This is a genomic window from Microcoleus sp. PH2017_12_PCY_D_A (assembly GCF_020738565.1).
Lineage (GTDB): Bacteria > Cyanobacteriota > Cyanobacteriia > Cyanobacteriales > Microcoleaceae > Microcoleus.
Map to the genome: position 1 here is coordinate 1 of NZ_JAEQCI010000007.1, position 1,454 is coordinate 1,454.

General features: G+C 44.2%; 3 protein-coding genes. 2 read left to right on the forward strand and 1 reads right to left on the reverse strand.

The window, feature by feature from the left end; translation table 11 throughout:
- A partial coding sequence (locus tag JGK39_RS00075) for a hypothetical protein (protein ID WP_293299174.1) occupies nucleotides 1-390 on the forward strand: 390 nt, incomplete at its 5' end.
- Complete coding sequence (locus JGK39_RS00080; RefSeq protein WP_293321922.1) at nucleotides 387-887, forward strand: hypothetical protein; 501 nt, start codon at nucleotides 387-389, stop codon at nucleotides 885-887. The genes JGK39_RS00075 and JGK39_RS00080, both read left to right, overlap by 4 nt.
- 357 nt (nucleotides 888-1,244) lie before the next feature.
- On the opposite strand, the gene JGK39_RS00085 is transcribed toward JGK39_RS00080, so the two are convergent.
- Nucleotides 1,245-1,454 (reverse strand): hypothetical protein (locus tag JGK39_RS00085; RefSeq protein ID WP_293299168.1); only part of this gene is annotated, 210 nt, incomplete at its 5' end.

Consider the following 1,454-nt stretch of genomic DNA (forward strand, 5'->3'; position numbering starts at 1 on the left):
GTCGAGACTGTTGTGGAGAATCTCAAACCTCCATTAACTGTCGAGACTGTTGTGGAGAATCTCAAACCTCCATTAACTGTCGAGACTGTTGTGGAGAATTTAGACTTAGATAACAGAAGGGACAGCGGCTACAATTCCAACGGCTGGATAGACTTCCACTACAAAGTCCGCATTGACGGCAAACAGCACTCCATACGGCACAATCAAGGCAAATGCACCGGGCCCTACTACACCTACCGCTGGCTCGAAGGTAAAAAACAGCGAGCTAAATATATCCCAAGTAAAAAATTTGGGGAAGTCTACAGAGCAGTCGCCATGGGTCAACCAGTCAGCGAAATTCTGAAAATCATCTCAAGTCCAAGCAGACTAGACGCAATTCTGAAAAAATGAACCACAAAATTTCTGAGCTGCAAACGCGGTACAGCTTAAGCAGCAAACAGTCAATTTACGATCGCATAAAAGCCCTGCACATAAAACCAGTACGGCGCGGAGAAATATCCAGCGACTCACTGGACAAACTAGACAACCTTGACAAATTCCTAAAAAACAACCCTGGTGCAGCGCTGTCAGACTTTCCAAAACAAACCGAAGCTATTACAACAAGCAAACTAGACTTGTCTAGCGGACAACTAGACAAGTCCACTGAACAACTGAACAACTTCAATGAAACCCTGCAATTAGTAGAAGCGATCGCCCGCCACTTCGCCGCCAACCAAGACCCATTAGCAAAATACAAAACACTAGAATATGCCGCCAAACATATTTTGCTACTGCCAAGTTCCAAAATAAAAGAACTCATCGGCGTAAACCCTTGCAATTACGGCGACAAATTCCAGCGGGGAAACTTTATTTTTGAAAAAAAAGGAATAAAGTTTGAGTGTTTGTAAAGAGGGCTAGTTATAATATCACCAATGGTGTTTTTTTGGGAGTTATACCGGGTATTACTCGACCCGGTTGTTTTTGCAGCCATGTCACCTTGCCTGCGGCGCCTCAATCTGTGCCTGTCGCGGCCGGGGGGGCGGGCCATAAACCAGCTCCCCCCCCGGCCCACGTTTTCAATCGATCGCTAGTATGCGTTTAGTATGCGTTTAGTATACGTTTGGTATGCGTTTGGTATACATTTAAACATCTAACGTAAAAACTTTTTTAAATATTCACAAGCTTCGTCCAGAGTCATAGGCTTAAGAGAATCCATCTCAACGAGAGACGACCTAAGAATCCTAACTAATTTTTTTCGATAGATACTATTTTTTTTCATTATTTTTACCATCAGTTAGTCCACGAGCGATCGCCCAATACATCAACTGGGGATTACCCTCCCAATCAAAAAGGGCAAAGGTCGATCGATAGTCAGAATCGATCGAAGCAGCAAACCAAGTCGTAGGAAAATTGCCCCACTCAACAACAAAAGTAGCGCCACTCTCGACGGCAATACCATGAAACAAATAAGCCTG

What these genes read in the sequence shown, in the direction of transcription:
- JGK39_RS00080 (WP_293321922.1), top strand. Translation starts at nt 387, where the DNA reads ATGAACCACAAAATTTCTGAGCTGCAAACGCGGTACAGCTTAAGCAGC.